Origin of the sequence: Streptomyces odonnellii, from assembly GCF_000981895.1 — a bacterium.
Taxonomy (GTDB): Bacteria; Actinomycetota; Actinomycetes; order Streptomycetales; family Streptomycetaceae; genus Streptomyces; species Streptomyces odonnellii.
Genome location: NZ_LATD01000359.1, coordinates 1 through 22,898 on the forward strand (window position 1 = coordinate 1; position 22,898 = coordinate 22,898).

The 22,898-nt window shown below is 71.3% G+C and carries 18 protein-coding genes and 1 tRNA gene; 7 read left to right on the forward strand and 12 right to left on the reverse strand.

All coding sequences use genetic code 11. The features are described from left to right. Both WH07_RS29360 and WH07_RS29365 read left to right on the forward strand, forming a co-directional pair. Positions 1-2,148, forward strand: a 2,148-nt coding sequence (locus tag WH07_RS29360; protein WP_232789101.1) for a cysteine protease StiP domain-containing protein, incomplete at its 5' end; no start/stop codon positions are given. 185 nt (positions 2,149-2,333) lie between these two features. Further along, positions 2,334-3,077 carry an HAD family hydrolase gene (locus tag WH07_RS29365; protein WP_232789103.1) on the forward strand — a complete coding sequence of 248 codons (744 nt, stop codon included), beginning with the start codon at positions 2,334-2,336 and terminating at the stop codon, positions 3,075-3,077. A gap of 72 nt (positions 3,078-3,149) precedes the next feature. Here WH07_RS29365 and WH07_RS29370 read toward each other — a convergent pair whose 3' ends face one another. From WH07_RS29370 to WH07_RS29385, 4 genes are all read right to left on the reverse strand, one after another. Next, on the reverse strand, positions 3,150-3,377 hold the full coding sequence (locus tag WH07_RS29370; protein ID WP_046506495.1) for an FmdB family zinc ribbon protein: 228 nt from the start codon (positions 3,375-3,377) through the stop codon (positions 3,150-3,152). A 33-nt stretch (positions 3,378-3,410) separates the two neighbouring features. Next, entirely contained in the window at positions 3,411-4,103 is a 693-nt protein-coding gene (locus WH07_RS29375) for a DUF4383 domain-containing protein (protein ID WP_079023655.1), read from the reverse strand. A gap of 197 nt (positions 4,104-4,300) precedes the next feature. Then, positions 4,301-5,698 carry an efflux RND transporter periplasmic adaptor subunit gene (locus WH07_RS29380; protein WP_046506498.1) on the reverse strand — a complete coding sequence of 466 codons (1,398 nt, stop codon included), beginning with the start codon at positions 5,696-5,698 and terminating at the stop codon, positions 4,301-4,303. 156 nt (positions 5,699-5,854) lie between these two features. Beyond that, positions 5,855-6,646: a DUF4097 family beta strand repeat-containing protein gene (locus tag WH07_RS29385; protein ID WP_232789102.1), complete on the reverse strand. Its 792-nt coding sequence runs from the start codon at positions 6,644-6,646 to the stop codon at positions 5,855-5,857. Positions 6,647-6,832: 186 nt separating this feature from the next. On the opposite strand from WH07_RS29385, the gene WH07_RS29390 reads away from it, so the two are divergent. Beyond that, positions 6,833-6,904: transfer RNA gene (locus tag WH07_RS29390), tRNA-Val, on the forward strand. Here the strand turns inward: WH07_RS29390 and WH07_RS29395 are convergent. Both WH07_RS29395 and WH07_RS29400 read right to left on the reverse strand, forming a co-directional pair. Further along, positions 6,864-7,994 (reverse strand): winged helix DNA-binding domain-containing protein, encoded by a 1,131-nt coding sequence (locus WH07_RS29395; protein ID WP_046506529.1) that lies wholly within the window; start codon positions 7,992-7,994, stop codon positions 6,864-6,866. The genes WH07_RS29390 and WH07_RS29395 overlap by 41 nt on opposite strands. 20 nt (positions 7,995-8,014) lie before the next feature. Beyond that, positions 8,015-8,440, reverse strand: a complete 426-nt coding sequence (locus WH07_RS29400; protein ID WP_046506501.1) for a VOC family protein — start codon at positions 8,438-8,440, stop codon at positions 8,015-8,017. A 147-nt stretch (positions 8,441-8,587) separates the two neighbouring features. On the opposite strand from WH07_RS29400, the gene WH07_RS29405 reads away from it, so the two are divergent. Then, the gene (locus WH07_RS29405) at positions 8,588-9,610 is read left to right on the forward strand and encodes a helix-turn-helix transcriptional regulator (protein ID WP_046506532.1); all 1,023 of its coding nucleotides are present in this window, start codon (positions 8,588-8,590) and stop codon (positions 9,608-9,610) included. A 157-nt stretch (positions 9,611-9,767) separates the two neighbouring features. Here WH07_RS29405 and WH07_RS29410 read toward each other — a convergent pair whose 3' ends face one another. Beyond that, a complete protein-coding gene (locus WH07_RS29410) occupies positions 9,768-12,551 on the reverse strand; it encodes a SpoIIE family protein phosphatase (RefSeq protein ID WP_079023657.1) in 2,784 nt (927 codons plus the stop codon). 157 nt (positions 12,552-12,708) lie between these two features. Then, the gene (locus WH07_RS29415; protein ID WP_046506506.1) at positions 12,709-13,833 is read right to left on the reverse strand and encodes an XdhC family protein; all 1,125 of its coding nucleotides are present in this window, start codon (positions 13,831-13,833) and stop codon (positions 12,709-12,711) included. A gap of 378 nt (positions 13,834-14,211) precedes the next feature. On the opposite strand from WH07_RS29415, the gene WH07_RS29420 reads away from it, so the two are divergent. Both WH07_RS29420 and WH07_RS29425 read left to right on the forward strand, forming a co-directional pair. Further along, positions 14,212-15,237, forward strand: a complete 1,026-nt coding sequence (locus tag WH07_RS29420; protein ID WP_046506508.1) for an FAD binding domain-containing protein — start codon at positions 14,212-14,214, stop codon at positions 15,235-15,237. Between the two features lie 2 nt (positions 15,238-15,239). After that, entirely contained in the window at positions 15,240-15,839 is a 600-nt protein-coding gene (locus WH07_RS29425) for a (2Fe-2S)-binding protein (RefSeq protein ID WP_079023658.1), read from the forward strand. Positions 15,840-16,000: 161 nt separating this feature from the next. On the opposite strand, the gene WH07_RS29430 is transcribed toward WH07_RS29425, so the two are convergent. The 4 genes from WH07_RS29430 to WH07_RS29445 all read right to left on the reverse strand — a co-directional run bounded on the left by WH07_RS29430 (position 16,001) and on the right by WH07_RS29445 (position 21,606). Further along, complete coding sequence (locus WH07_RS29430) at positions 16,001-18,400, reverse strand: beta-glucosidase family protein (RefSeq protein WP_079023660.1); 2,400 nt, start codon at positions 18,398-18,400, stop codon at positions 16,001-16,003. A 62-nt stretch (positions 18,401-18,462) separates the two neighbouring features. After that, positions 18,463-19,332, reverse strand: a complete 870-nt coding sequence (locus WH07_RS29435; protein ID WP_046506513.1) for a carbohydrate ABC transporter permease — start codon at positions 19,330-19,332, stop codon at positions 18,463-18,465. After that, positions 19,329-20,273 carry a carbohydrate ABC transporter permease gene (locus tag WH07_RS29440; RefSeq protein WP_198533916.1) on the reverse strand — a complete coding sequence of 315 codons (945 nt, stop codon included), beginning with the start codon at positions 20,271-20,273 and terminating at the stop codon, positions 19,329-19,331. Before WH07_RS29440 ends, WH07_RS29435 begins: the two co-directional genes overlap by 4 nt. Before the next feature lie 22 nt (positions 20,274-20,295). Beyond that, positions 20,296-21,606: an ABC transporter substrate-binding protein gene (locus tag WH07_RS29445; protein ID WP_106409707.1), complete on the reverse strand. Its 1,311-nt coding sequence runs from the start codon at positions 21,604-21,606 to the stop codon at positions 20,296-20,298. A gap of 192 nt (positions 21,607-21,798) precedes the next feature. Here WH07_RS29445 and WH07_RS29450 point away from each other — a divergent pair, with 192 nt between their 5' ends. Beyond that, positions 21,799-22,848 (forward strand): LacI family DNA-binding transcriptional regulator, encoded by a 1,050-nt coding sequence (locus tag WH07_RS29450; protein WP_079023659.1) that lies wholly within the window; start codon positions 21,799-21,801, stop codon positions 22,846-22,848. The last annotated feature ends 50 nt before the right edge of the window (positions 22,849-22,898 follow it).

Consider the following 22,898-nt stretch of genomic DNA (forward strand, 5'->3'; position numbering starts at 1 on the left):
GAGAAGGCGCGCGCGCTGGTGACGGAACAGGAGGGGGAGGCTGCGGGGTCGGGCTCTGGCGCTGCCGCTGCCTTGACCTTGGCCTCGGCCTCGGCTGAAGCGCCGTCCGCCGGGGGGACCGGTCAGGCTGCGATGGCCGGGATCCCGGCGCAGGCCGGTCCGGTTGGTTCGGCCGGTCTTGCTGGGGCGGCGGGTCCGGCCGGTACGCCTGGTCCGGTCGGTTCGGACGGTCCGGCTGATTCGGCTGGGCCGACGGGTTCGGACGGTCCGGCTGGGCCAGCGGGTTCGGCTGATTCGCCTCGTCCGGCTGCGGGATCCGAGCCGGTGCGGGTGGTGCTGGACTGGCCCGACGGTGTGCCGGACGGTGGGCGGCACGGGTTCACCCCTGCCCACCGGGCCCGGCTGGAGTCGGCGCTGCCCGGTATGGCCGCCGCCCTGGCCGAGCGGCTCGACGGTGCCCGGCGCATCCTCGTCCTCGGTTTCGAGGAGCTGATGTACGCGCCGCTGCGGCTGGCCGAGGCGCTGGAACAGCTCTGCGCCACGCGTGCCGCTGGCACGAGCGTCTCCGGCACCGGTGCCGTCGGTGCCGAGGTGCGCTACTCCACCACCACCCGGTCCCCGGTGCTCGCCGTGGACGACCCCGGATACGCGATACGCAGCCGCCTCGTCTTCCCCGCGCATGACACCGCCGCGTTCCCGGACGGGGACGGCACCGGTGACCGGTACGCCTACAACGTCGCGGGCGGTGGCTTCGACGCCGTCGTCCTGGTCGTCGACTCCCTGGCGGACTCCCCGGAACTGCGCGCTCCCGGCGGTCTGCTGGCCCAGCTCGCCGCGCACATACCGCGCGTGGTGCTGGCCGTCGTACCCGCGTACGTCCCGTACCTCCCCGGCACCCCCTCGTACAACACCGCCTCGTACAACACGCCTTCGCACGAAGCCTCTGCGCACCAGATCCCCGCGCACCAGACCCCTTCGCACCAGGCCGAACGGCAGGAACCCCCCATGCTGCCCGAACCCCTCCGTGGGCCCGCCTTCTCCTCCTACGCGCCCGAGGACGTGGGCTGGCTCCTCCAGGACCTCTCCGACGTCGAACTGGAGGCCCCGACCGAGGAGCGCGAGGAGGCGATCCAGAGCGGTGGCGCGCACTACGCCGAGTCGCTCCCGGTCGAGTACCAGCCGAGCGCCGAGTACCAGGACCTGTTCCTCTCCGCCCTGGAGACCTCGGCCGCCCGGATCGCGCGCGCCGTCGGCACCGTCACCGAGACCGTGCTCGCCGAGCGCGGACCCCGGCCCGTGCTGGTTTCGCTGGCCCGGGCCGGCACGCCCGTCGGCGTGCTGATGCGCCGCTGGGCCCAGCGGCGGCACGGTCTGGACCTGCCGCACTACGCCGTCTCGATCGTGCGCGGCCGGGGCATCGACACCAACGCGGTGCGCTGGCTGGCCGCCCACCACGACCCCGCCGATGTCGTCTTCGTCGACGGCTGGACCGGCAAGGGCGCCATCACCCGCGAACTGGCCGACGCCCTCGCCGGGTTCGAGGGCTTCGACCCCGGGATCGCGGTCCTCGCCGACCCGGGCGGCTGCGTGCGGACGTACGGCACCCGCGAGGACTTCCTCATCCCGTCCGCCTGCCTCAACTCGACCGTGTCCGGGCTGATTTCGCGTACGGTCCTACGGGCCGACCTGGTCGGGCCGTACGACTTCCACGGCGCGAAGCACTACCGCGAACTCGCCGCCGCCGATGTCTCGGCGCACTTCCTGGACAGCGTCGCGGCCCGCTTCGACGAGGTCGTGGACGCGGTGGACGCCGAGGTCAAGGAACTGCTCACGGCGGACCGGGCGCCCACCTGGGAGGGCTGGGCGGCGGTCGAGCGGATCAGCGAGGAGTACGGGATCCACGATGTGAACCTGGTCAAGCCGGGAGTCGGCGAGACGACCCGGGTCCTGCTGCGCCGGGTGCCCTGGAAGATCCTGGCGCGGCGGGGCGTGGGGGCCGATCTGGACCATGTGCGGCTGCTGGCCGCGCAGCGGGGCGTACCGGTGGAGGAGACGGACGGCCTTCCGTACTCCTGCGTCGGGCTGATCCACCCGAAGTACACCCGGGGCGCGACCGGGGCGGACGGCAAGGCGGTGACCGCGCTGTGAGTGACGTTCTGGGTGCGTCAGGTGCGTCAGGTGTTTCGGGGGCTTCCGGTGCGGCAGGTGTTTCCGGTGCGTCCGGTGCGTCCGGTGCGTCCGGTGCTTCGGAGGCTTCCGGTGCGCCGCTCGTGCTTGTCGCCAGTGATCTGGACCGTACGCTCATCTACTCGGCCGGCGCGCTCCAGTTGCCGATGCCGGACGCCGAGGCGCCGCGGCTGCTCTGTGTGGAGGTGTACGAGAGCCAGCCGCTCTCGTACATGACCGAGGCGGCGGCGGGGCTGCTGGACCGGCTGGCCCGTACGACCGTTTTCGTACCGACCACCACCCGGACCCGGGAGCAGTACGGGCGGGTCCATCTGCCGGGCCCCGAACCGCGGTTCGCGATCTGCGCCAACGGCGGGCATCTGCTGGTCGACGGTGTGACCGACGAGGGCTGGCGGGCCCGGGTGGGTGCCCGGCTGGCCGACGAGTGCGCCCCTCTCGCCGAGGTCCGCGCCCATCTGCTGTCCGCCGCCGACCCCGCGTGGCTGCTCAAGGAGCGGATCGCGGAGGACCTCTTCGCCTATCTGGTGGTCGACCGCGCGCTGCTGCCCGAGGGCTGGGTGAAGGACCTCGCCGGGTGGGCGGAGGGCCGGGGCTGGGCCGTCTCGCTCCAGGGGCGCAAGATCTACGCCGTACCGCGCCCGCTCACCAAGAGCGCCGCGATGCGCGAGGTCGCTCGCAGGACGGGGGCCGAACTCACCCTCGCCGCCGGGGACTCGCTGCTCGACGCCGATCTGCTGCTGGCGGCGGACCGCGGGTGGCGGCCGGGGCACGGCGAACTGGCCGACAGCGGCTGGAGCGCACCGCATGTGGACGTGCTGGAGGAGACGGGCGTGGCGGCGGGGGAGGAGATTTTGCGGCGGCTCGCGCTGGCCGTCGGCGCCGCGAACTGATCGGCTTGGTTGCTGGTTGCTGGTTGCTGGTTGATCGGCTCTGATGGGCCGATCAGCGGCCCTTCGGCGGGATCAGTTGCAGCAGCCCCCGCCGCAGCATCCGCCTCCGCCTCCGCCGCTGGGCGCGGCCGGGCCGGGGGCGCCGGCCCTGGCGGTGCCGGCGACCGCGACCGTCGAGAGGAGCTTGACGGTGTCGTCGTGTCCGGCGGGGCACGACGCCGGGGCGGAGGACTCGGCCATCGGGCGGCTCAGCTCGAAGGTGTCACCACAGGAGCGGCAGCGGTACTCGTAGCGAGGCATGGGGCCAGGCTATCCGGTCGGGCGGTCCGGCGGTCATGAGCCGGTGGTGTCCGGCTGATGCTGTGCCTGCTCTGCCGGCTGGGCCTGCTGTGTCTGCTGTGGCTCCTGAGGGTGATGCGTGTTGTGGGGGTGGTGGGGGTGCATATGCAGGTGAGGATGCCCGTAACCGTGCCCGTGGGACCGTACGTGTTCGATCTTGGCGCGCACGCGTTCCTCAAGTTCCGCCTGTTCCGGGTGGCGGGCGCGCCAGTACGGATTGTCGTGCGGCAGGCTGCCGCTGACTCTCCCGTACATGCCGAAGAACATCAGCACCACCCCGACCACAAAGCTGAACAGCACATTCTGGATATGGAAGGCGAGGATGTTGTAACTGGTGTCGAGTAGCGCCAGATTGACGAATCCGCTGGCGATGAAAAGCACCCCGAGGACCATATTCAGGGTCGAGGCGATATTCCCGCCGACCACCATCCCGGCCAGGAGCAGCAGTCCGACACAGATGGACAGCACGCTCAGCGCACCGTTGGTGTTCAGACCCGCGACCCGGTCGCCGCCGGTGTCGAAGAAACCGATTTTGTCGATCAGTCCGAGAATGCCGAAGACGATCAGGATCAGCCCCATCACTCCGGCGCCGATCCGGTACACCTGGTTCAGCCGGTGGTCGACGGGGAGTTGTTCATCGAGCCTGACACGCCGCCGACGTGGGCGGCGGAGCGCTTGGGTGGCCATGGGCGGCCTCCTTTGGCGTACGGCGTGGTGCGACATGGCGTACGGCGTAACTCCAGCATCCGCCCACCTGGGGCCGGGGACAAATCAGGCGACGGGCGACGTCGGTGATCGGTCGGCCGCAGCGATTGGCCGGCCGCTGTGATTGGCCGGCCGCTGTGATTGGCCGGCCGCTGTGATCGGCCGACCGTTGTGATCGGTCAGCCGCTGTGGCCCGCCGCCGCGCCGCGTTCCTCTCGGATGTCCGAGACGACCCGGGCCACGGTGTTCCGTACCGCCTCGGTCTCGGTCAGGAAGTGCCAGTAGTCGGGGTGGCGGCCCTCCAGCGCGGCCACCGCCCGCTCCAGCCTGCCCACCGCGTCGTCCAGGGGCCGGGCGTGCCGGGGCTCGGGCGTGTTGCGGCCGGTCATCGCCAGCCGCTGGGCGTCACGGATCGCGAAGCGCGTACGGTCGATCTCCTGCTGGGGGTCCTTCGACACGGCGTTGAGGCGCTGGAGGCGGTCGCCCGCGGCGGAGACCGCCTCGTCCGTACCGTTCAGCAGGGCCCGTGCTGTACTGAGCAAGGACGTCGCGTCCGCCCACCGCTGCTCGTCGCGTGCCGCGCCCGCTTCCTTCAGCTTCTCCTCGGCCTGGCGGACGCTGGTCGCGGCATGGCCGGGGACCTGCTGGAGGTCCTGCCAGCAGGCGGCGGCGAAGCGGCGGCGCAGCTCGCTGAGGATCGGCTCCACGGTGCCGGCGCGGGTGGTCAGGGCCTGGGCGCGGGTACGGAGCGAGACCAGGCGGCGGTCGATCTCCCGGGCGCGCTCGGGCAGCCGCTCGGCCTCGACCCGTACGGCCTCGGCGTCGCGCAGCACCCGGTCGGCGCGCTGGAGGGTCTCGGTGACGCCGTGCTGGCCCGCGCCCTGGTTGAGCTTGGTGAGATCGGGGCCGAGGGCGGCGAGGCGGGCGGCGAGATCGTCGGCGCGCAGTCCGGAGGCGCGTGCGGCGTCGAGGGCGTTGCTCGCGGCCAGGAGCGCCTGCCGCGCGCGCTCCACGGCGGGTGCCAGCCGGGCGAGCTGTGTCTCGGCCTTGTCGAGCAGCGGCCCGAGCCCCTGCTCGAACCGGTCCAGCTCGCCCTTCACCCGGTCCAGGTCGGCCTTGGCCTTGGCCAGCTCGCCGCGGGCCTTGGACGCGACGGACGGCTCCAGATCGTCCCGGTCGAGGTCATGGGCGTCGACGGCGGTGATGTACGTATGGCTGACCTCGTCGATCCGCCGCCCCAGCGCCGCGAAGTCGGCGACGGCCTTGCGGGCGCCGGGCGAACTGTCCACCGCGGTGATCGTCTCTATGGAGATCCGCAGATCGCGCTGGGCGGTGTCCAGTTCGTAGAAGGAGGCCGCGGCGGCGTCCTTGGCGGCCTGGGCGTCGGCCCGCTGGCTCTCCGCGCGCCCGCCGAACCAGCGGCGCGTACCGCCGCCCCCGCCGGAGAACGTGCCGGGCAGCGCCGCGATGAGCAGCGGCACCGGCAGCAGCAACAACGCGACGACATCGCGGACATCACGGACGGCACTCGCCTTGGTCTGGGCTCTTTCGTGCGGCTGCGCTTGTGTCGCCGTCACATCCCTCTCCCGTACAGAGTCCGCCGTGCCTGGTCCATTCTCCCACCAGGTAAGGACGAACACACGGGTCGGTTAGTTCGCGCTTGGGACGGCGGCTTCTGCCGGTTCCGAGGGTGCGCCGGGTCCGCCGGCGAGGTGCCTAGGCCCTGTCCGGACCTAGCTCGCGTTCCGTATGGTGACCTCGCCGTTGTCGCTGTGGGCCTTCACTATGTGGGCGCTGGTCCCGTCGGTCGGTACGGTCACATCGACGTCGCCGTTCTCGCTGGTCGCGGTCACCGCGTACTTCTCTTTGGACCTGGGCAGGTCGATCACGATCCGGCCGTTGTCACTGGCGGTGTCGACGGAGTCGGGCACGGCGGTCAGCCCGAGGTGCACGGATCCGTTGGCGGCCGTGGCGGCGACGGTCCTGGCGGTGAGGCCCTTCGTAGTGATCGTCCCGTTGTCGCTCTTCAGGTCGACGGGCCCGCTGGAGTTCCGGACGGTGACCGAGCCGTTGTCGGACGTCAGCTTCAGTACGGTGGTGAAGCCGGTGGCGCTGATCCTGCCGTTGTCCCCGTTGACGGTGACCGCGACGCCGCGCGGCACCTTCACCTCGTGCCGCGCCTCGCAGTTGCTCGCCAGGGCGCGGCACTTGACCTTGAGCGTGAGGGTGTCGCCCTTCATCCGCCAGAAGCCGTCGGGGCCGCTGCCCGCGAACACCCAGCCGTCGATCTGCCGGGCCACCTCGACGTCCTTCACATCGGCCGGCACCAGCTCGACCACGGAGTTCCCGGCGTCGATGGTCAGCGTCTTCCCGCCGAACGGGAACGCCTTCTTCTCGACGGGCGCGTCCGAGGCGTCCGCGTCGGCGCCGCACCCGCTGACGGCGAGAGCGACCAGCAGCACCCCGCCGGCGGCGAGCAGTGTGCGGGTGCGGGTGTTCCGGATACGGATACGGTGTGCGGTCACGGTGATCGTCCCCCAGGGAGTGCGCGTCTCGGCTGTCCTCCTACCGTAGGAACGCGGCCCTCCCAGTCCGATCCGGCCGCCCACCGTCTTCCTGGTGGGGCTATCCCCCGTACCCCCCGACCATCGGCCCAGCACCTGGGTTTGCGGCCCGGCCCCCTGCGCCATGTACGCTGTTCCCTCGTCAACGGGTGCGTAGCTCAGGGGTAGAGCGCTGCTCTTACAAAGCAGATGTCGGCGGTTCGAAACCGTCCGCGCCCACCGGTTTGATCTTTACGCGGTCGCTGTCGTTGTCGGACAGGAACGATGCAAGGCTCTGGCCCTCCTCGATGACGGCCGTGCGCTCGGCGCGGGTGAAGTCGCGTAGTGGGGTGATCGTCACGGTGGCTGCTTCGGTGGTCCAGGTCGCGGCGGTGCGGCCGTCGACCAGGACGACGCGGGCGCCGGTGACCGACAGGCCGCGGTGGGGGGTGTCGATGATGCGGCCGCGGTCGTGGTAGCCGAGGATCGCGTTGTCGAATGCCGGCAGGAACCGGACCGGGGCGGGTGTGCCGGGGTCGGGGCGTGGTGCGTTGGGCAGGTCGAGCAGTTCGCGGCCCTGCTCGTCGCGGAAGGTGACCAGTTCCTCGCGTATCGCGGCGACCGCGGCCGGCAGTCCGGCGAGGCCGCACCAGGCGCGCAGGTCCGCTGAGGACGCGGGGCCGAACGCGGCCAGATAGCGCCGTACCAGCGCCTGGCCCGTGGGGTCGGTGCCGTCGGGGGCCGGGGGGTCGATCTCGCGGCCCAGCCAGGACGAGAGCGGTACGTTGCGCACCCCCGCCCTGGCGCGCCACAGCCCGCGCGGCGGCAGTTGTGCCATCGGGATGAGGGCGGCGACCAGCGTTTCGCCCAGTGCCCGCGGGCCCGGCGCGGGCCAGCGGCCGACGAGCGCACGCGCGAGTTCGGTCATCGAGCGCGGCTCGCCGTCGGCCATGACCGCCCGGCCCGCCGCGGCGAGTTCGGCGAGGTCCGTCCCGTCGAGTTCGCGGCGGTAGGTCCCGAGCACCCGCTGACGCAGCATGGCGTCGTGGCGGGCCCGCCATGCCAGGACGTCGTCGGCGGTGACGAGGTGGACGGTGCGGCGCATGAGGTGGGTCCGTACGACACTCCGCCCGGTCAGCAGGGCGTCCAGCGCCGCCGGGTCGAACGCGCGCAGCCGGGACCAGAGCCCGGTGAACGGTTCCTGCGGTTCCTGGGCCTGGAGGCCGCCGAGGTGTGCGACGGCGTCGAGGACCGGTATGTCGGCGCGGTCGAGAAGCAACTGCCGGGCGAGCGTCGCGCGGTTGAGCGCCCGGGTGTCGAGAACGGTCATCGGGCCGTGCCGTCCCCTGGTCAGGACGCGTCGTACGCGACGGCGACGTCCACGACCCAGGTGACGCCGAACCGGTCCTTCAGCATTCCGTAGAGGGGCGCCCACTGCGCGGGGCCCAGCGGCCGCTGGACGGCCGCGCCGGCGGAGAGCTTCTCCCAGTACGACGTGACCTCCTCGGCCGTTTCGCAGCGGAGCGAGACGAAGAACGCGTTCTCGCCCTGGTGCCACGGCAGGTGCGAGGGCACGTCGTAGGCCATCACCCCGAAACCGCTGTCGGCGGCCACCTGGCCCCACATCACCTGGTCCGCCTCGGACGGGTCCTGGACGTTTCCGCCGTCCTTGTACGTGACCACGGCCATGTGCCCGCCGAACACGGACTGATAGAACGCGAGCGCCGCGCGGGCGTCGCCCCGGAAGTTCAGATGGGTCACGGCTTTGACGGACATGGTCGGCTCCCTGTCGCTGGAATCTGCGGCCTTTTCGGCGCATGCGCACCCGTACGCGGTACGTACGCCTTCTCGGCCCTGCTCACTGATCACGGTTCCAGGAGAAGCGGCCAGGTCGTGGCCGCTTCTCGGGGCAGTATGGGGTTCATGCAGAAGACCTCGGCGCGACTGCTGTCACTGCTCTCGCTGCTCCAGGCACGCCGGGACTGGCCGGGGGCGCTGCTGGCCGAGCGGCTGGAGGTCAGTCCGCGCACCGTGCGCCGCGATGTCGACCGGCTGCGCGAACTCGGCTACCCCGTCGTGGCGGCCAAGGGGCCCGACGGCGGGTACCGGCTCGACGCGGGTACGGAGCTGCCGCCGCTGCTGTTCGACGACGAGCAGGCCGTGGCCCTCGCGGTCGCGCTCCAGATCGCCACCACCACCGGCGCCGGAATCGAGGAAGCGGCGGCGCGTGCGCTGGCCACCGTCCGGCAGGTCATGCCCGCGCGGCTGCGCCGCCGGATCGACACCGTCCAGGTCACCGCCGTCGAACGGCCCGCGGCACGGCCGGCGCCGCAGGTCGACAGCGGGGTGCTCATGGCGCTCGGCGCCGCCGTACACGCCCGCGAGGTGCTGCGCTTCGACTACACCGTCGCGTCTCCGCCGGCAGCCGGGGAGGGGCCCGCCGTGGCCCCGCCGCGCCGGGTGGAGCCCCACCATCTCGTCACCTGGGGCGGGCGCTGGTACCTGGTCGCCTGGGATCTGGACCGCGAGGACTGGCGTACGTTCCGTGCGGACCGGATCGAGCCGCGTATCCCCACCGGGCCGCGCTTCACCCCGCGCGAACTGCCCGGAGGGGACGTGGCGGCGTTTGTCGCGGGGCGGTTCCAGGGCGCCGGGGGCTCGGGCGGCTGGCCCTGCCGTGGTGAGGTGATCCTCGATCTGCCCGGGGACGCGGTGTCCCGCTATGTGCGCGACGGAGTCGTCGAGGAGCTGGGCGCGGAGCGGTGCCGGCTTGTGCTGGGCTCGTGGTCGTGGGTCGGGCTGGCCGCGACGATCGGCAGGTTCGACGCGGAGATCGAGGTCGTGGGGCCGCCCGAGCTGAAGGAGGCGTTTGGCTGTCTGGCGCGGCGTTATGCGGATGTGGTGGCCAGGGCGGTGTCGCCTCCGGCGCGGCCGGGTGCGGGGTGAGCCCTTGCCGGACGGGTGCCGGGCGTCCGGGCCGGCCGTTCCGTCCTCAATCGCCGGACGGGCTCAATTTGCCGGCCCGCGCCGTGCAGGCGTCGCCGGACGGGCTGAATTTGCCGGCCCGCGCTAAGCAAGCACCAGGCACCCGGCACCGGAGGTCTCACGGCAGTGACTGTTCCGCCCAGATGACCTTGCCCGCCGTTGTGTACCTCGTACCCCAGCGTTCCGTGAACTGGGCCACCAGGAACAGGCCACGGCCGCCCTCGTCCGTCGCCTTGGCGTAGCGGAGGTGCGGGGAGGTGCTGCTGGAGTCGGAGACCTCGCAGATCAGGGTGCGGTCGCGGAGGAGGCGGACGCGGATGGGGCCGGTCGCGTAGCGGATGGCGTTGGTGACCAGCTCGCTGAGGATCAGCTCCGTCGTGTACGCCACCTCGTCCAGGTCCCACTCCGTCAGCCGCCGCAGGACCTCGGCTCGTACCCGTGCGACCTCCGAGGGGTGCGAGTGCACCTCCCACTCGGCGATCCGGTCCGGCGGAAGCACGCGCGTACGGGCGACGATCAGCGCGATGTCATCGCTCGGGCACTTCGGCAGCAGCGCGTCCAGCACCGCCGAGCAGATCTCCTCCGGGCCCCGCGCCGGGTGCGCCAGGGCGGTGCGCAGCAGGCCGAGCCCGGCGTCGATCTCGCGGTGGCGGTCCTCGACGAGCCCGTCCGTGTACAGCACGAGATGGCTGGCCTCCGGCAGCCGCAGTTCCACCGTCTCGAACGGGAGCCCGCCCAGACCCAGCGGAGTCCCGGCCGGCAGATCGAGGAACTCCACGCTCCCGTCCGTACCGACCAGCGCGGGCGGTGGATGGCCGGCCCGGGCCATCGAGCAGAGCCGGGTCACCGGATCGTAGATCGCGTACAGACAGGTCGCCCCGGTGACCACCGCGCCGCTGTCCGTGATCCCCTCGTCGTGGTCGGTACGGGCGACCAGTTCGTCCAGCAGGGAGAGGACCTCGTCGGGCGGCAGATCGAGCGAGGCGAAGTTGTGGACGGCCGTACGCAGTCGGCCCATCGTCGCCGCCGCGAGCAGACCGTGCCCGACGACATCGCCCACGACCAGCGCCACCCGCGCGCCGGGCAGCGGGATGACATCGAACCAGTCGCCGCCGACCCCCGCCTCCGCGGGCAGATACCGGTACGCGACATCGAGGGCGTTCTGCTCCGGCAGCATCTGCGGGAGCAGGCTGCGCTGGAGCGTCTCCGCCATGGTGTGCTCGTGCGTGTAGCGCCGCGCGTTGTCGATGCAGACCGCCGCGTGGTTGGCCAGGTCCTCGGCCAGCGACACATCCTCCTCGTCGAACGGCTCGGGCCGCTCCGAGCGCCAGAAGTTGACGACCCCCAGCAGAACGCCCCGCGCCAGCAGCGGTGCCGTGACCATGGAATGCACGCCGTACGCGATGATCCCGGCGCTGACCTCGGCGTCCTGGGCCCGCCAGCCGGCGGCCAGCCGGAGATCGGGCTCGACCGCTCCTCGTCCGTGCTCCAGGCTCCAGGCCTGCGGGGTGTCCGGACGGAACAGGATGAGGGTGCCCAGCTCGTAGAACGGATGGTCGTCGCGGATGCCGACGACGGCGGTACGGCGTACCTCGGTGCGATTGCTCGCGCCCGCCGGTTCCTCGCCCCGCAGGGTGGCCTCCGCCAGGTCCACCGTGACGAAGTCGGCGTAGCGCGGGACCGCCACCCGGGCCAGTTCCTCGGCGGTCCTGGTCACATCGAGGGTCGTGCCGATCTGCACCCCGGCGTCGTACAGCAGCTTGAGGCGCTTCTGCGCCGCCTCCGCCTGACCGGTGAGCGCGCGCAGTTCGGTGGTGTCGCGGAGTGTGGCCACGCTGCCGGGCGGGCCGCCGTCACGGTCCGTGGAACGGTTGTTGACCGCGAGCAGCCGGTCCCCGGTCGACAGCACCTCGTCGCTGGCGACCCGCCCCGAGGCCAGCAGACCGGCCATCTCCGGGTCCAGGCCGAGGTCGGTGACATGACGGCCCTCCGGGTGCGCGGGCAGACCGAGGAGCCGGACCGCCTCGTCGTTGGCGAGGACGAGCCGGCCGTCGCCGCCGACGATGAGCACTCCTTCCCGTACGACATGCAGGACCGCGTCGTGGTGGTCGTACATGCGTGTCATCTCGATGGGGTCGAGACCATGGGTCTGGCGCCGCACCCGGCGGCTCACCAGCGCCGTGCCGCCCGTGGCCAGGACGAGGGAGGCGCCGGCGGCGCCCAGCAGGAGCGGGACCTCGTGGTTGGCGAGGCTGTTCACCTTGTCGACGGTGATCCCCGCCGACACCAGGCCGGCCACCTTTCCGTGGGAGTCCTTGATGGGCGTCACCGCCCGTACCGAGCGGCCGAGGGTGCCCGGGACCGTCTCGGTTATGGTCCGGCCCTTCAGGGACGGTCCGATGGTGCCGATGAAGTGCTCGCCGATGCGCTCGGGGTTGGGGTGGGTGAGCCGGATCCCCTTGGTGGTCATGACGACGACGAAGTCGACGTCCGAGGCCTTGCGGACCGCCTCGGCGCGCGGCTGGAGAGCCGCGGTGGGGTCGGGCGAGCGTACGGCCTGGACGACGCCCGGCGAGTTCGCGAACGACGTGGCGACGGCACGGCAGCGGTTGCGCGCCTCGGTGGAGCTCTCGTGCCGGGACAGCACGACGAGCGAGACGAGCGAGGCGCCGATGAGCAGCAGCACTATCACCAGTTGCAGGAGGAAGACCTGCCCGGCGACGGTACGCATTCTCAGCCATGACGTGCGGCGCCCCCCCGACGGCATACGCGGGGTCAGGCGCTGGAACCTTCCTCGCCACCCGGCTGTGCCGCTCGGGTCGTGAGGCCGCCGACTCCGTGGGCGCCGGTCGGAGTGGGCAGACATGACCCGAGCCCAGGATCGACCCGTATGTCGGGTCATGTACCTACATCTACACCGCCTGTCTTCACAAGGCGAGTGGTCCCGGCGACGAATCCGGGCGCGGATCCCGGCTCGCCGGACATGGCCGGCGGGTGAGCCGCGTACGGTCACGGCGCGGATTTCCGGCGCGGATGCCGGGCCGGTCCGGCGGTGGATCTCAGTGGTGGATGGCCAGATCCATGCCGGTCAGGCGCTCGCCCGTACCTCCCCAGCGCAGCGCGATGATCTCCGCCATGATCGCCACCGCCGTCTCCTCGGGGGTACGGGCACCCAGATCGAGGCCGATCGGGGCGGAGAGCCGGGCGAGGGCGCTCTCGGGGACACCCGCCTCGCGCAGCCGTGCCAGCCGGTCCTTGTGGGTACGGCGGCTGCCCATCGCGCCGACATAGCGGGCGGGGGTGAGCAGGGCGCGCTCCAGGAGCGGGACATCGAACTTCGGGTCGTGCGTGAGGACACAGATCACCGTCGACTCGTCCACCGGATGCTCGTCGAGATAGCGGTGCGGCCACTGCACCACCAGCTCGTCCACGTCCGGGAAGCGCCGCCGGGTGGCGAAGACCGGGCGGGCGTCGCAGACCGTCACGTGATAGCCCAGGAACTTGCCCATCCTGGCCACCGCGCCCGCGAAGTCGATCGCGCCGAACACCAGCATCCTGGGCGGTGGCGCGAACGACTGGACGAAGACGGCGAGCTGGTCCATGCGCTGCTCGCCGTGGCGGCCGATATGGACGACGCCGGTGTGCCCCTGCGCGAGCAGGCCGCGCGCCTGCTCGGTGACCGCCGCGTCGAGCCGGTCGTCGCCCAGGGTGCCCGTGGCCGTGGCCGGCGCCCCGGCGGGGGCATCGGCGGCGTCCGGGGTGATGACCAGGTTTCCGCCGAGGGGCTCGGTGCCCGACAGGACCGAGGCGACGGCGACCGGCCGGCCCTCTGCGATCCGGCCGAGGACGTACGGCAGGCCCGGGAAGTGCTCGTCATCGGCCGGCCGTACGAGGATGCTGACGATCCCGCCGCAGGTCAGCCCCGCCTCCAGCGCTTCGTCGTCGGTGACTCCGTAGGTCTTCAGCTCCGCCTCGCCCGAGTCGAGGACCTCCAGCGCGACCTCGTACACCGCCCCCTCGACACAGCCGCCGGACACACTTCCGTACACCTCGCCGTTCTCCGCGACCGCCATGGCGGCGCCCGGCCGGCGCGGGGCCGACTTCCAGGTCTGTACGACGGTGGCCACCGCGAAGCGGACCCCGGCGGCCTGCCAGGTGGCGATGGATTCCGCGATGTCCCGCACGTGTGCGCTCCCTTCGCCCGGCCGGAACCGGCCCGACCGGCGCTGCGGCCCGACCGGTGCTGCCCGGCGCGGTCCGGTTCCGCTCGCGGACCACCGGGTCCCGGCGCCTGCCGCCCCGTGCCCGCCGCCTCTCGGATCCGCCCTGCCCGCGCAGCTTGCGCAGTGGTCGCGGCCCTGTCAACGGCGATCTCAGCAAACGCTTAACCGCGCGCGGCAGCGCCGGACCCGACCCGGATCTCACCCCGGATCCCGTCCGGATCTCGCCTGGCTCTCACCGATCCCGGCGACCTAAGCGACACCTTAAGTCGCGGTTGACTTTCCGCATCCCGAAGAGCCCAATGACCGGGCGTCGACCGGACCGACGGAGAGGAATCGCCCATGCAGGTTCCCGCGCCATTCGAGTACGAACGTGCCACCAGCGTCGACCAGGCCATCGGGCTGCTCGACCGGCTGGGCGACACCGCACGCCTGATCGCGGGCGGCCACAGCCTGCTCCCGATGATGAAGCTGAGACTCGCCAACTTCGAGTACCTCATCGACATCAACGATCTCGCCGGCGAGCTGGGCCACATCACCGTCGAACCGGGGCAGATCCGGATCGGCGCGCTCACCCGCCATCGCGAGCTGCTGGAGTCCGCGGTGCTCGCCGAGACGTTCCCGATCTTCGCCGACGCCGAGCGTGTGATCGCGGACCCCGTGGTGCGCAACCGCGGCACGATCGGCGGCTCCCTCTGCCAGGCCGATCCGTCCGAGGACCTCTCCGCGGTCTGTACGACCCTCGGCGCGAGCTGTGTGATCCAGGGCGCGGGCGGCCGGCGGGTGGTGACGATGGAGGAGTTCCACCGGGGTCCTTACGAGACGGCCGTCGGCGACGCCGAGATGCTGATCGAGGTCCGCTTCCCGGTCCGGCCGTACGGTTCGAGCGCGTACGAGAAGGTCGAGCGGCGCGCGGGCGACTGGGCGGTGGTCTCGGCGGGCGCGGCGGTCTGGCTGGCGGACAGCGCGAGCACGGACACCGACACCGACACCGGAGCGGCAGGTGGCGCGGGAGCGATAGGCGGCGCCCGCCCGGTCATCGCCGGCGCCCGCGTCGGCCTCGCCGCCGTCGGACCCAACACCACCGGACTCCCGGAGATCTCCCGCGCCCTGCGCGGCCTCCCGCCGTCCGAGGAGCTGTACGAGCGGGCCGGCACCATCGCCGCGGCCTCCTGCGAACCGGTCACCGACCGCCGTGGCAGCGCCGACTACAAGCGCCATCTCGCCAAGGAACTGACCGTACGAGCACTGCGCCGCTCCGTGGCCCGCGCCCAGCAGGCCCGTACGAACGGCGGCACCCACAGCAGCACCGGCAACGGCGCCGGTCACCGTACCGGACACGGGAACGGACACCCCCAGGGAGACTGATCATGCAGGTCACCATGACCGTCAACGGCGACGAGGTCACCCGCGAGATCGAGGGCCACCTCCTGCTCGTCCACTTCCTCCGCGACCATCTCGCGCTCACCGGCACCCACTGGGGCTGCGACACCAGCAACTGCGGCACCTGCGTGGTCTGGATGGACGGCGAGCCCGTCAAGTCCTGTACGGTCCTGGCCGCGATGGCGGGCGGCCATGACATCCGTACGGTCGAAGGACTGGAGCGCGAGGGCCGGCTCGACCCCGTACAGCAGGGCTTCATGGAGTGCCACGGCCTCCAGTGCGGCTTCTGCACGCCCGGGATGATGATGACCGCGCGCGCCCTGCTCGACCGTAACAAGGAGCCCTCCGAGCAGGAGATACGGGAAGCCCTGTCCGGCCAGATCTGCCGCTGCACCGGCTATACGACCATCGTCCGCTCCATCCAGTGGGCCGCCGCCGAGGAGGCCGGCACGCGCACCGCCCGCGGCGCGGAGAGCTTCGGACACCGACAGATCCGCCGCGGCGGCCTTGACCGAGCCGAGGCGGACGACCGCGGCGAAGGCCCGGAGCTGAGTAGGCGTCATATCTGCCTCCCAGCGCGACCATGACAACCAGCGAGCTGACGACGTGACGACTGATGACCTGCCCGTCCACCCGCCACGCTATCCCCTGCGCTGTGGGGTGGCCACAGGGACAACAGGCGGACATGACAAACGCAGACGGGGGACGGACGGGGAACGGGCAGGTCGTCAACGGCGGCACACAGCGATCAGCCGGCCACCCCTTCGCCCCCTTCCCGGCCCACCGTGAACCGCGCGTGCAGCTCCCGGGTGTGGTCGACCCGCCGTACCGGACCGGTCAGGGTGGCGGTGGCGGTGAGCCGTATGTCCGTACTGGACGCCCCGATCCGCAGCTCCAGCTCGCCCGGCTCGACGATCCGCCGTCCGTCGCGCCCGGTGAAGGACGCGAGGTCCGCCGGTACGGTCACCGCGACCGCGGCCCGTTCGCCCGCCTCCAGCGGGATCCGTACGTACCCGATCAGCCGCTGCACCGGCTGTACGACGGAGGCGACCGGATCGTGCAGATAGAGCTGTACGACCTCGGCGCCCGCCCGGTCCCCGGTGTTGCGGACGGTGAAGGACAGCTCCAGCGAGCCGTCCGTACCTGCCGAGCCGCTCGCCACCAGGTCCGACCAGTCGAACGACGTGTACGTCAGACCGTGCCCGAAGGCGAACGCCGGGGTGGGATCGATACTGGACACTTCACTGGCCCGGGCCAGCGGCGCCGCCAGATAGGTGGACGGCTGGGCGCCCGGCAGCCGGGGGACGCTGACCGGCAGCCGGCCCGACGGATTGATCCGGCCGCTGAGCACCCCGGCGACGGCCGGCGTGCCCTCCTGCCCGGGGAAGAAGGACTGCACGATGGCCCCGGCCTCCTCGGCGGCGCGGCCGAGCGCGTACGGACGGCCGGCCAGCAGGGTCACCACCAGCGGGGTGCCTCTGCCGCCGACCGCGTCGAGCAGGGCGTCGAGGAGCTGCCCCTGCACACCGGGCAGGTCGAGGCTCTCCGCGTCGCAGCCCTCCCCGCTCGTACCGCGCCCGAAGAGCCCGGCGCGGTCGCCGAGGGCGACGATCACCGCGTCCGCGTCGCGGGCCGCCCGTACCGCCTCCGGGAAACCGCCGGTGTCGTACGTGTCGATGCCCGCTCCGGCGACGGTGACGATCTCGGCCCCGGGGAACTCGGCGGTGAGGGCCTCCCGGAGGGTGGGCAGTCCGATACCTGCGGGGGTGCCGGGGTGCTGGGCGCCGACATGCACCGGGAAGGAGTAGCAGCCCAGGACGGCGGTGGGGGTGTCGCCCTGTGGCCCGATCAGCGCGATCCGGAAGCCGTCCGAGGAACCGGAAGCACCGGACGAACCGGAGCCGCCCGACGGACCTGCCACGCCGCCCGGTCCGTCCACGCCGTCTTCCGTACGGGCCTCCGGCACCGCCAGCGGCAGCGTCCCGTCGTTGCGCAGCAGGATCACCGACCGCTCCGCGAGCCGGCGCGAGACGGCCCGGTGCGCGGGGGAGTCCAGATCGACCGTGCCGCGCAGCGCATCGGTGTCGTACGACGTGCGCCCGGCCAGCACCGGCGGCACCGGGCTCCAGTCCGGGTCGAGCAGCCCCAGCTCCGCCTTCTGGGTCAGCACCCGGAGCAGCGCGCGGTCGATGACCTCCTTCGGCACCTGCCCGGACGCGAGCGCCTCCCGCAGGGGCTCCCCGAAGGTCTTCACCGTGGGGAGTTCGACGTCGACCCCCGCCGTGAGGGCCGCCGTCGCGGCTTCGCCCCAGTCGGCCGCCACGCCGTGCAGGGACTTGAGGAAGGCGACACCGAAGTAGTCGGCCACCACGGTGCCCTGGAAGCCCCAGGTGTCCCGGAGCAGCCCGGTCAGCAGCTCCTCGTCGGCCGCGCAGGGCACCCCGTCGGTATCGGTGTAGGCGTGCATGACGGACCGTACGCCGCTCTCGCGTACGGCCATTTCGAACGGCGGGAGCAGCACATCCGCCCGCTCCCTGGCCCCCATGCTGACCGGCGCGAGATTGCGCCCGCCGCGGGACGCGGAGTAGCCCACGAAGTGCTTGAGGGTCGCGACGATCCCCGCGGACTCCAGGCCCTGGATATAGGCGGTGGCGACGGTGCCCACCAGATACGGGTCCTCGCCGATGGTCTCCTCGACCCGTCCCCAGCGGGCGTCGCGCACCACGTCGAGGACGGGCGCCAGCCCCTGGTGCAGCCCGACCGACCGCATGTCGCGGCCGATCGCGCCGCCCATCTCCCGGACCAGATCCGGGTCGAAGGCCGCGCCCCAGGACAGCGGGACGGGATAGGTGGTGGCGCCCCAGGCGGCGAAGCCCGCGAGACACTCGTCATGGGCCATGGCCGGTATGCCGAACCGGTTGGCGGCGACGATGCGTTCCTGGGTGCGCATCAGGGAGAGCGCGCCCAGGGCCGGATCGACGGGCACCGTGCCGAACGGCCGGGTGAGCTGGCCGAGTCCGGTGGGGAGCAGCTCGTCGAGCGAGGGCGGACGGTCCATGTCGTGCTGGTGCGGGGCGACTTCGGCGCCGTCGGCGGAGGCCCCCGCCCACAGACCGTAGAGCTGGGCGAGTTTCTCCTCCGCGGTCATGGCGGAGATCAGATGGGCGATTCGCTCCGCGCGGTCGCGCTCGGTGATCGCGGTGTGGTGGGTCACTTTCCTCCCACGCCCATCAGCCCCTGGACCAGGGCACGACGGGCGAACAGGTAGACGAGCAGGACGGGCAGCGTGGACAGGACCACGGCCGCCAGCAGCCCGGGGATGTCGATTCCGTACTGGGTCTGGAAGTTGTACAGGCCCAGGGTGAGCACCTTGGTCTCCTCCGACTGGGTCAGTACGAGGGGGAAGAGGAAGCCGTTCCACGCCTGGAGCGCGGAGAACACGACGACGGTCGCGATACCGCTCTTCGACAGCGGGACGACCAACTGGAAGAAGACCCGCCGGGTGCTCGCCCCGTCGATGGCCATGGCCTCGAACAGCTCATCGGTGATGTCCCGCATGGTGCCGGTGAGGATGAGCGTGCAGACGGGCAGGGCGAACGCGGCGGTGGGCAGGATGACCCCGATGAGGTTGTCGTACAGCCCCGCCTTGCTGATCACATAGAACATCGGGACGATCACGGCCTGCGCCGGGATGGCGAGACCGAGCAGGAAGAGCCGGAACACGCTGGAGGTGGCACGGCCCCGGTTCCGTACGATCGCGAAGGCCAGCGGCGGTACGAGAAGCAGCACGATCCCGACCACGCTCGCGGTGACGACCACGGTGTTGAGGAAGTAGCGGCCGAAGCCGTTGGAGAAGTCCTGCGCGTAGTTGGAGAAGGTGAAGGAGCCGGGGAAGGAGAGCGGGCCGCCCTTGCCGTACTCGGCGCGGGACTGGACGCTCGCGCCGAGCATCACGTACAGCGGCAGCGCGACCAGGCAGAGCCAGAGCAGAACGCCCACCCCGGCCAGGTAGTTGGGAGTGCGGCGGCCGATCGGGCGTGTGGAGCGCCGTGTGCGCCCGGTGTGGTGCGTACGGCTCATGACAGGCCGTCCTTCGTGCCGGCCATCTTGTCGTATCCCGAAACCCGCACCACGACCAGCGAGATGACGGTCGCGACGACGACCAGCAGCAGCGCGATGGCCGCTCCGGCGCCGAAGTCGAAGCTCTTGAAGGCCTTTGTGTACATGTAGTAGGCGCTGATGGTGGTGTCGGTGCCCGGCCCGCCCTGGGTCAGGATCAGTACGGTGTCGAAGGTGGTGAGCCCGCCCACCACCATCAGGATCACGGACGTGATGATCGAGTTGCGGAGCTGCGGCAGTGTGATGTGGAAGAACTGCCGTACGGTCCCCGCCCCGTCGATCGCCGCCGCCTGGTAGAGGACCTCGGGGATCGCCCGGGTCGCCCCCTGGTAGATCAGCGCGTGCAGCGGGGTGAACTGCCAGGCGCTCACCAGCACGAGCACGCCGATCGCCCCGGTGCGGTCGCCCAGCAGATTGCCGTCCCCGAACAGCCAGCGCGCCTGCGCCGGCACCCCGAAGTTGGGATCGAGCAGCGCCCGCCACAGCACGGACACCGCCGTGGCGGACAGCAGCAGCGGTACGAAGAAGACCGCGGACAGCACGGCCCTGTTGCGCTGGGGACCGGCCGCCCAGACCCCGAGCAGAATGCTCAGCGGGGTCTGGACCAGCACACCGAGCCCGGTGAGCAGCACACTCAGCCAGAGGCTCTTGATCATCACGGGGTCGTGGAACAGCGTGACCCAGTTGTCGAAACCCGCGAACTCCGGGGCGCCGAGACCGCCCCAGCGGGTCAGGGACAGTACGGCGACCAGCACCAGCGGCACGATCGCGAACAGGCCGAAGAACAGCGCGGCGGGCAGGGCCCAGCCCACCCCGGGCCGGCTGACACCCGTCCGTCCGTCCGGACGTTTGCGGGGGGCGCCGGCGGCGGCACCGGAGACGGTGCCGGGGGCGGCGGCCATGTCGGATTTCATGCTAGGGGCCTCAGGACGTGGTCAGGGCCTGCATGGCCTTGATGAATCCGTCGGCGTCGATCTGCCCGTTGAAGAACTGCTGGACAGCCGTGAGCAGGGGCGTGGCGTTCGTCTGGAGGTACGCCTGGTCCCAGGAGAGCTGGAACGTGGGCGCCTTGTCGACCAGGTCGAACTGGTACTTCAGATACTCCGCGTTGTCCGCCGAGTCCAGGAAGGGGGCGGTGTTCGTGGTGGTGGGCAGATTGCCGATGGCGAGCTGCGCCTCGACGAACTCGTCGGAGTACATCAGCTTCAGGAACTTGGCTATGTCGTCGGCGTGCTCGGTCCGCTTGAGCACCGAGTAGAAGTTGTTGGTGTTGCCGACGACGGCCGCCGGATCGCCCTTGCCGCCCTCGACGGTGGGGAAACTCGTGTAGCCGAGATCCTTCTTCGCGAAGTCGGGGTTGTCGTTCTGGTGGGTCGAGAACTCCCACGAACCCATCAGCTCGAAGCCGGCCTTGCCGGTCGCCAGCAGCGCCGCGGAGCCGCCGTCGGTGAACTTCACGGAGTCGTAGTTGGTGCCGAACGCGCCGGAGTCGACCAGTTCCTTGAGCATGCTCAGCGCCTTCCTGCTGTCGGCGCTCTCCCAGACGCTCTTGTCGCCGGAGAGGGCCTTCTGGAGCAGCTCGGGGCCGGCGATCCGGTCGTACAGGTACTCGAACCACATCAGGGTGGGCCAGCGGTCGCCGCCGCCGAGCGCGATGGGGGTGACGCCCTTCGCCTTCAGCTCGCGGACCGCGTCGAGCAGTTCGTTCCAGGTCTTCGGCGGCTGCACACCGGCGTCCGCGAGCACCGCCTTGTTGTGGAAGAGCAGTACGGGCTGGGTGCCGCGCATGGGGATGCCGTACGCCTTGCCGTCCACCTTGGCCGTGTCGTACACCGACGGCAGGAAGTTCGACTTGAGGCCGCCGAGATCGCCCGGGTTCTTCGCGATCAGGTCGTCGACCGGCAGCAGCAGATCCGCCTTGACGAAGGGCTGGATGCTGCCGCCGCCCCAGTTGAAGAAGACATCGGGGGCCTGCGGGGTGTTGATGATGGTCTGGAGCTTCTGCTGGTAGTCGGCGCCCGGAACGGTGTCCAGGACCGCCTTCACCTCGGAGGTCTTGTTGAAGGTGTCGACGATCTGCTTCTCCACCTTGTTCGCGGAGTCGCCGTAGACCAGGACATGGAACTCCCCGGCGCCGCCGGCGGAGCTGTCGCCACCGCCGCAGGCCGCGAGGCTCAGCCCCAGGGCGAGCGTCACCCCGCCCGCGACGGCTTTCGAGAACCGGCCGCGTGTCATCCGTGCGCGTGTCTTCGCTGCGCTTGTCTTCATCGACAGACCTCTCGACCTTTCGAAAGTATCGGCCACATTGCCGAAAGTATTCTGGCGAGTGACCGTAGAACCCCTCCACGGACCGGTCAACAGCCCGGTCGTCGCGCGACCAAACCGTTACCGACTTGCGGTGACTCCCGGTGGCTTATCCTTCGGTCCATGCGTGATGACAGGAGTGCAGGCCGGGTCACCCTGGCCCAGGTGGCTACGCAAGCCGGGGTTTCGCTCTCGACAGTTTCGAAGGTCCTCAACGGGCGTCCCGATGTCGCGGCGCCGACCCGGGTCAAGGTGGAGGCGCTGCTCGAAGAGCACGGGTACCGGCGCTCGGCGCCCGGCGCGCCCGAGGCACCCCTCATCGAGATCGTCTTCCACGAACTGGACAGCACCTGGTCGATGGAGCTGATCAGAGGCGTGCAGAACATCGCCAAGGAGACCGGGGTGAGCGTGGTCCTCACCGAGACCGGCACCCGGCACTCCCCGGGCGCGGACTGGGTCGAGGGGGTGCTGCGGCGGCGCCCGCTCGGGGTGGTGCTGGTCTTCTCGACGCTTCCGGACGACCTCAAGAAGAAGCTGTGGTCCCGGGCCATCCCCTTCGTCATCATCGACCCGGCGGGCGACCCCGAGCCCGATGTGCCCTCGGTCGGCTCCGCCAACTGGGCGGGCGGGCTCGCCGCCACGCGGCATCTCACCGAGCTGGGCCACCGCAGGATCGCGGTGATCACCGGCCCCGAGGACATGATGTGTTCGCTGGCGCGGCTCGACGGCTTCCGCTCGGCGATGAGCATGGCCGGCCTCGACGTCGATCCGGAGCTGGTGCGCTTCGGCGACTTCCATGTCGAGTCGGGGCGTACGCACGCGATGGAGCTGCTCGGCGCTCCCGACCGGCCGACCGCGATCTTCGCGGGCAGCGACCTCCAGGCGATGGGGGTGATGGAGGCGGCCCGGGTGCTGGGGCTGCGGATCCCGGCGGACCTGTCGGTGGTCGGGTACGACGACATCCCGCTGGCGCAGTGGTCGAGCCCGGCGCTGACGACGGTGGACCAGCCGCTGGTGGCGATGGCGGAGGAGGCGGCGCGGATGCTGCTGAGGCTGCGGAAGTCGGACCAGGCGGACGCGCGGATCGAGTTCGGGACGAGGCTGGTGGTACGGGACAGCACGGCGCGGCTGACACCGGGGCCGTCGGGCGGGAACGGCCCGTCCGGCGATTGAGGGCGGTGGGGGCTGTGGTGGTGGCTTGAGGGTCGTGGGCGATGGAGGGC

Excerpts from the sequence above, each read along its gene's own strand:
- WH07_RS29405 (WP_046506532.1), top strand. The coding sequence starts at position 8,588 with ATGCAGAAGACCTCGGCGCGACTGCTGTCACTGCTCTCGCTGCTCCAG.
- WH07_RS29395 (WP_046506529.1), bottom strand. The coding sequence starts at position 7,994 with ATGACCGTTCTCGACACCCGGGCGCTCAACCGCGCGACGCTCGCCCGG.
- WH07_RS29410 (WP_079023657.1), bottom strand. The coding sequence starts at position 12,551 with ATGACCCGACATACGGGTCGATCCTGGGCTCGGGTCATGTCTGCCCAC.
- WH07_RS29375 (WP_079023655.1), bottom strand. The coding sequence starts at position 4,103 with ATGGCCACCCAAGCGCTCCGCCGCCCACGTCGGCGGCGTGTCAGGCTC.
- WH07_RS29435 (WP_046506513.1), bottom strand. The coding sequence starts at position 19,332 with ATGAGCCGTACGCACCACACCGGGCGCACACGGCGCTCCACACGCCCG.
- WH07_RS29430 (WP_079023660.1), bottom strand. The coding sequence starts at position 18,400 with ATGACCGCGGAGGAGAAACTCGCCCAGCTCTACGGTCTGTGGGCGGGG.
- WH07_RS29445 (WP_106409707.1), bottom strand. The coding sequence starts at position 21,606 with ATGACACGCGGCCGGTTCTCGAAAGCCGTCGCGGGCGGGGTGACGCTC.
- WH07_RS29370 (WP_046506495.1), bottom strand. The coding sequence starts at position 3,377 with ATGCCTCGCTACGAGTACCGCTGCCGCTCCTGTGGTGACACCTTCGAG.
- WH07_RS29420 (WP_046506508.1), top strand. The coding sequence starts at position 14,212 with ATGCAGGTTCCCGCGCCATTCGAGTACGAACGTGCCACCAGCGTCGAC.
- WH07_RS29440 (WP_198533916.1), bottom strand. The coding sequence starts at position 20,273 with ATGGCCGCCGCCCCCGGCACCGTCTCCGGTGCCGCCGCCGGCGCCCCC.
- WH07_RS29400 (WP_046506501.1), bottom strand. The coding sequence starts at position 8,440 with ATGTCCGTCAAAGCCGTGACCCATCTGAACTTCCGGGGCGACGCCCGC.
- WH07_RS29365 (WP_232789103.1), top strand. The coding sequence starts at position 2,334 with ATGCCGGACGCCGAGGCGCCGCGGCTGCTCTGTGTGGAGGTGTACGAG.
- WH07_RS29450 (WP_079023659.1), top strand. The coding sequence starts at position 21,799 with ATGCGTGATGACAGGAGTGCAGGCCGGGTCACCCTGGCCCAGGTGGCT.
- WH07_RS29425 (WP_079023658.1), top strand. The coding sequence starts at position 15,240 with ATGCAGGTCACCATGACCGTCAACGGCGACGAGGTCACCCGCGAGATC.